Source organism: Paenisporosarcina sp. P4_E4_2 (assembly GCF_056401595.1).
In genome coordinates this window covers 1-5,252 of record NZ_JBFUJC010000221.1, presented here as the reverse complement: position 1 = coordinate 5,252, position 5,252 = coordinate 1, and the positions used below count along the sequence as shown (strand labels likewise).

The following is a 5,252-nucleotide window of genomic DNA, read 5'->3' as shown; positions in this document are numbered from 1 at the left end:
GGAAAAATATGATCGGCTCGTTTTATCAGCCTGAAGCTGTCATTTTTGATATTTTGACATTAGCCACGTTGCCTAATCAACAAGTATTATCAGGGATGGCTGAAGTAATAAAACATGCTCTAATCTCGGATAAGAATTGGTTGGAAGATTTGCTTTCTTATCAATCTCTTGAAAATATATCAGAAGAACAGAAGTTATCTTTCTTGGTTAAAGGCATTCAAGTAAAGGCTGATATAGTGAAAGCGGATGAGTTTGAGCAATCCGTAAGGAAATATCTGAATTTAGGACATACTTATGGACACGCAATTGAAGCGTCAGTTGGATACGGAAATATAACGCACGGGGAATCCGTTGCAATTGGACTTGTGATTTCACTTCAGTTAAGTGAAAAACTACTGTCGCTCAAAGAAGGAACAGCCAAAAAGCTTTTTAATGCTTTGAACGCTTTTGGGTATTCATTTGAACCTGTTTTAAAGCAGGAAATCGATCAACTCATTCCTTATATGAAACGTGATAAAAAGGCTTCTTATGGTGATCTTCATTTTGTTCTACTCGAACAAATCGGAAAACCATGTATGAAAATTGTCCCCGTTGAAGAAGTAGTACGGGCACATGAACAATTACGAAAATGGAGTAAGGAGGTACATAAATGATTCGTGGTATTCGAGGAGCGACCACCATACCAGAAGATTCGACATCTCATATTTTAATTGAGACAGAGAAGCTTGTTTTGACAATGGCTAGAGAAAACCAAATCAGTCCTGAGGATGTTGCATCTGTCGTGGTTTCAACGACAACTGATATAGCTTCTGCATTTCCTGCAAAAGCTGTCCGAAGTATTCCTGAATGGAYATACGTACCTGTTATGTGTACCCATGAAATGGATGTACCAGGCGCGATGCCATTGTGTATACGTGTATTGATGCACGTCAATACGGAAAAATCGCAACGCGATATTCATCATGTATACATGAACGATGCAGTTAAATTACGACCTGATTTAATAACAAACAATAAGTAAGAAGGTAGAGGCGAATGACGATGAAGTGGAAAAACCAATTAACAGGGATGAAACCATATCAACCAGGACGTTCAATCGATGAAGTGAAAAAGATCTATGGCTTAGATCATATCGTGAAGCTCGCTTCGAATGAAAACCCTTTTGGAACATCTCCAAAAGTCCGTGAATTCCTGGAAAACCAAGCGATAAATCATGCCATTTATCCAGATGGATACGCAAGTGGTTTACGTCATGCTTTGGCAGAAACGGTAGGTGTGGCAGAAGAACAATTGTTATTTGGAAATGGATCGGATGAAATTATCATGATGATTTCTCGTGCTTTGCTTCAGCCAGGAGTTAATACTGTCATGGCAATTCCTACTTTCCCACAATATCGACATAATGCGGTGATTGAGGGTGCAGAGGTTCGTGAAGTTCAATTGAAAGACGGGGCTCATGACCTGGAAGAAATGGTTCGCCAAATCGATGAAAAAACAGCAATCGTTTGGTTGTGTTCTCCAAATAATCCGACAGGTACGCTAATCAATCATCAGCAGATGGAACAATTCATTCAAAAAGTTCCCGAAGAAGTACTTATAGTGATTGACGAAGCCTATTACGAATTCGTAACTGACCCCGCATACAAAGAATCCGTTGATCTCTTAAAAGATCATGGCAATGTCATTATTTTGCGAACGTTTTCGAAAGCATATGGACTTGCAGGTTTTCGAGTCGGTTATGCAGTGGCACAAAAGGAACTGATTGCTCGTCTGGATCCGGTCCGTGAACCATTCAACAATACAGTAATCAGTCAAGGCGCTGCATTGACGGCACTTCAAGATACGGCATTTCTTAAGGAATGTATTATCAAAAACGAATTAGGAAAACAGCAATTTAATGAATATGCCACAAAACATGACCTACATATGTATCCCACTCAAGGAAACTTTGTACTTCTTCAAGTAAAAGCTGACGCCGATACAGTATTTGAAGGTCTCCTTAAAAAAGGCTTTATTATCCKTAGTGGAAATGCACTTGGAACACCGGGATATATTCGGATCACTATAGGTACGACTCAACAAAATGATGCATTCTTAAAAGCGTTGGCGGATGTTTTAAAAGAATTAGAGGTATTTGCATGACAACGCATGTTCTAATCGTAGGTCTGGGTTTAATTGGTGGTTCATTGGCATTGGCCATTCAAAAGAATCCTGAAGTGAAAGTAATTGGCTTTGATTCGGACTCACACACCGTTCGTAAAGCCAAAAAATTAGGTGTCATTCATGACATGGCACTCAGTATAAAAGATTCTGCAAGAATGGCAGATATCATTGTATTTGCGACTCCAGTCAATGCAACGCTTCAGTTAATGAACGAAGCACAGCATTGGCAGCTTAAAAAAGGTGTCATCCTTACAGATACCGGCAGTACAAAGAAAATCATCATGGAAAAAGCAAAATCACTTAAAAAACTTGGCCTTACATTTATTGGAGGACATCCAATGGCCGGTTCACACAAAAGTGGTGTTGAAGCAGCGAAGGCTCATTTATTTGAAAATGCCTACTACATGCTTACTCCATTGGAACAGGAAGATGAAGAAAAAATTCATACCCTTGAAATGTTGTTGCAACCGACAAAGGGGAAGATTCTCCGAGTCTCTGCGTCTGAACACGATCATATGACCGCTGTAGTCAGTCATTTTCCACATTTGGTCGCTGCGTCCTTGGTTCACCAATTATCCAGTGAGAATGAAGAATTTCCCTTCACTCGCCAATTGGCAGCAGGTGGTTTTCGGGATATCACACGGATTGCTTCATCGAATCCTGTGATGTGGAGAGATATAACCATTCAAAATCGAATCGAATTGGTCAATCAATTGACAAAATGGCAAAAAGAAATGGACACAGTAAAAACGTTGCTTATGCAAGCGGAACCTTCAAATATAGAGCACTACTTTTCAAGAGCCAAATACGTCAGAGATGAATTGCCGATTACTTCACAAGGCGCCATGTATTCTGTATTTGATCTGTATGTGGATGTTCCTGATTATCCTGGTGTCATTTCTGAAATAACAGGACTTCTGGCAAAACACATGATCAGCATTACAAACTTGCGAATTGTTGAAACGAGGGAAGATGTTTTTGGGATTTTGGTCATCAGCTTTCAGACAATCGAAGACCGAAATAAAGCGGGCGGTTGTATTGCAAATGAAACAATCTACGAAACGTATATATCATAGAGTGAGTCTGCTCTCTTTCCGCGGACRAATGGCAAGCCTCCTCGGGCCAACATGATGTTGGTCACCCACATGAGCGTTAAGCATGAGACCAACGCTTACGCAAATGTACGATTAACTAAATCGTTTAAGATAGTCTATAAAGAGAGAGTATAGCTTCTCAAATCTGCGAAGAAAAAAGATGAATTTATACTGAGCAATTATTATCCAATAAGAATATAAGGATGTGAATGGATTGAAGGACTCCATAAAATTACAAGCAGAGCAAGTAGCCCTTCGTGGAACAGTTAGAGTTCCTGGAGACAAATCAATTTCTCATCGCTCTATCATGTTCGGGGCAATGGCAAAAGGTAAAACAACGGTTAATGGTTTTTTGCTTGGAGATGATTGTTTAAGTACAATTTCCTGTTTTCAAAAATTAGGTGTCGATATTCAAGTGAATGGCAATCAGGTTACGATTACGAGCGATGGGATGGAAAGTTGGAAAGAACCTTCTGAAATTTTGGACACAGGAAATTCTGGGACAACTACTCGTTTAATGCTTGGAATATTAGCCGGATCTAACGTTCACAGCGTTCTTGTAGGGGATGAATCAATCGCTAAAAGACCGATGAAGCGTGTAATCGAACCTTTAAGGCAAATGGGTGCACAAATCTCTGGCAGAAGTGGGGGGCAGTTCACTCCACTTGCAATACAAGGCACTGATTTGACTGCAATAGACTACACTATGCCTGTTGCCAGCGCGCAAGTAAAATCAGCCATCCTTCTTGCTGGTCTTCAAGCGAATGGTGTAACGACAGTACGGGAATCAGAAGTTTCACGAGACCATACCGAGCGTATGTTACGCCAATTTGGTGCTGACWTCACTTGTCAGGATGGAGTCATTCAACTCCAGGGTGGTCAAAAGCTTTCTGCAACACATATTGAAGTGCCAGGAGATATATCCTCAGCTGCATTCTTTTTGGTGGCAGGAGCAATTGCGAAAGACAGTAGCATCCACTTGGAACATGTCGGTTTAAATCCAACACGCACCGGCATTCTCGATGTGTTGCAACAAATGGGAGCCAAGTTGGATATTGAATTGGAAAACGGCGGGGATGAAGAGCCAATAGGACGTCTGTCGATACAATCTTCACAGCTCAAAGGCATTGAAATCGGCGGAGAGTTAATTCCCCGCTTGATTGATGAAATTCCAATCATTGCATTACTGGCGACCCAAGCTCAGGGTACGACGGTGATTAAAGATGCAGAGGAATTAAAAGTAAAAGAAACAGACCGCATTACAGCAGTTGTAGATGAGTTAAAGAAATTAGGTGCCAATATCGAGGCTACCGAAGACGGAATGGTCATAAATGGTCCTGTTACTCTTACAGGAGGGGTTCTACAGTCTTATGGAGACCATCGCATCGGAATGATGGGCGCAATCGCTTCAGTGATTTCGACAGGACCTATCGAAATTGAACATGCTTCGTGCATTTCCGTATCTTACCCCAACTTCTTTGATCATTTGCGAAATGTGTCAACTTGTGAAACTCTCCGCTAGCGGGGAGTTTTTTCTTGTGAATGGGGTAGTCGTGATGTAGCATATGGTATGAATAGAAAGAGAACGGGTGATGGAGATGGAAATAAGTCAACAATTTATTGAAGCGATTGAAGCGGGCGATTTGCAGACCATACAGTCTTTAATCGAAACATTGCAACTTTCAGGGGAACCAGATGCTCAATATGAGATTGCAAATATGCTAGTTCAAGCTGGATATTTAAAAGAAGGTGAACAAATACTGGAACACCTTCAGTTTTTGTTTCCTAATGAAGCGCAGATCAAGATTGATAGAGCACAGATACTCATGGAAATTGACGAAGAAGATGAAGCCTTACTTTTGCTGACAAGCATTGAAGAGCATGAGGAAGAATATCCACAAGCATTACTGAGTCTAGCTGATTATTATCAAATGCAAGGGTTTTACGAATCGGCAGAGCAAAAAATCAACCAAGCACTCGCACTATTGCCGGGAG

6 protein-coding genes are annotated in these 5,252 nt (G+C 40.9%); all 6 read left to right on the top strand.

The genetic code is table 11. The features are described 5' to 3' along the window. Positions 1-653, top strand: a 653-nt coding sequence (locus tag AC1DSB_RS13940) for a 3-dehydroquinate synthase (RefSeq protein ID WP_477586915.1), incomplete at its 5' end; no start/stop codon positions are given. Next, complete coding sequence (gene aroH, locus AC1DSB_RS13935; protein ID WP_477586914.1) at positions 650-1,021, top strand: chorismate mutase; 372 nt, start codon at positions 650-652, stop codon at positions 1,019-1,021. The genes AC1DSB_RS13940 and aroH, both read left to right, overlap by 4 nt. A 20-nt stretch (positions 1,022-1,041) precedes the next feature. Beyond that, positions 1,042-2,142, top strand: a complete 1,101-nt coding sequence (gene hisC, locus AC1DSB_RS13930) for a histidinol-phosphate transaminase (protein WP_477586913.1) — start codon at positions 1,042-1,044, stop codon at positions 2,140-2,142. Then, positions 2,139-3,239, top strand: a complete 1,101-nt coding sequence (locus AC1DSB_RS13925; protein WP_477532569.1) for a prephenate dehydrogenase — start codon at positions 2,139-2,141, stop codon at positions 3,237-3,239. The genes hisC and AC1DSB_RS13925 overlap by 4 nt, the downstream gene beginning before the upstream one ends. Positions 3,240-3,471: 232 nt before the next feature. Continuing rightward, positions 3,472-4,779, top strand: coding sequence for a 3-phosphoshikimate 1-carboxyvinyltransferase (aroA, locus tag AC1DSB_RS13920; protein WP_477586912.1), 1,308 nt, complete (start codon positions 3,472-3,474; stop codon positions 4,777-4,779). 70 nt (positions 4,780-4,849) lie between these two features. Then, a partial coding sequence (locus AC1DSB_RS13915) for a tetratricopeptide repeat protein (RefSeq protein WP_477586911.1) occupies positions 4,850-5,252 on the top strand: 403 nt, incomplete at its 3' end.

Bases quoted from the DNA above. Each gene is read 5' to 3' on its own strand.
- AC1DSB_RS13925 (WP_477532569.1), top strand. From the start codon at position 2,139: ATGACAACGCATGTTCTAATCGTAGGTCTGGGTTTAATTGGTGGTTCA.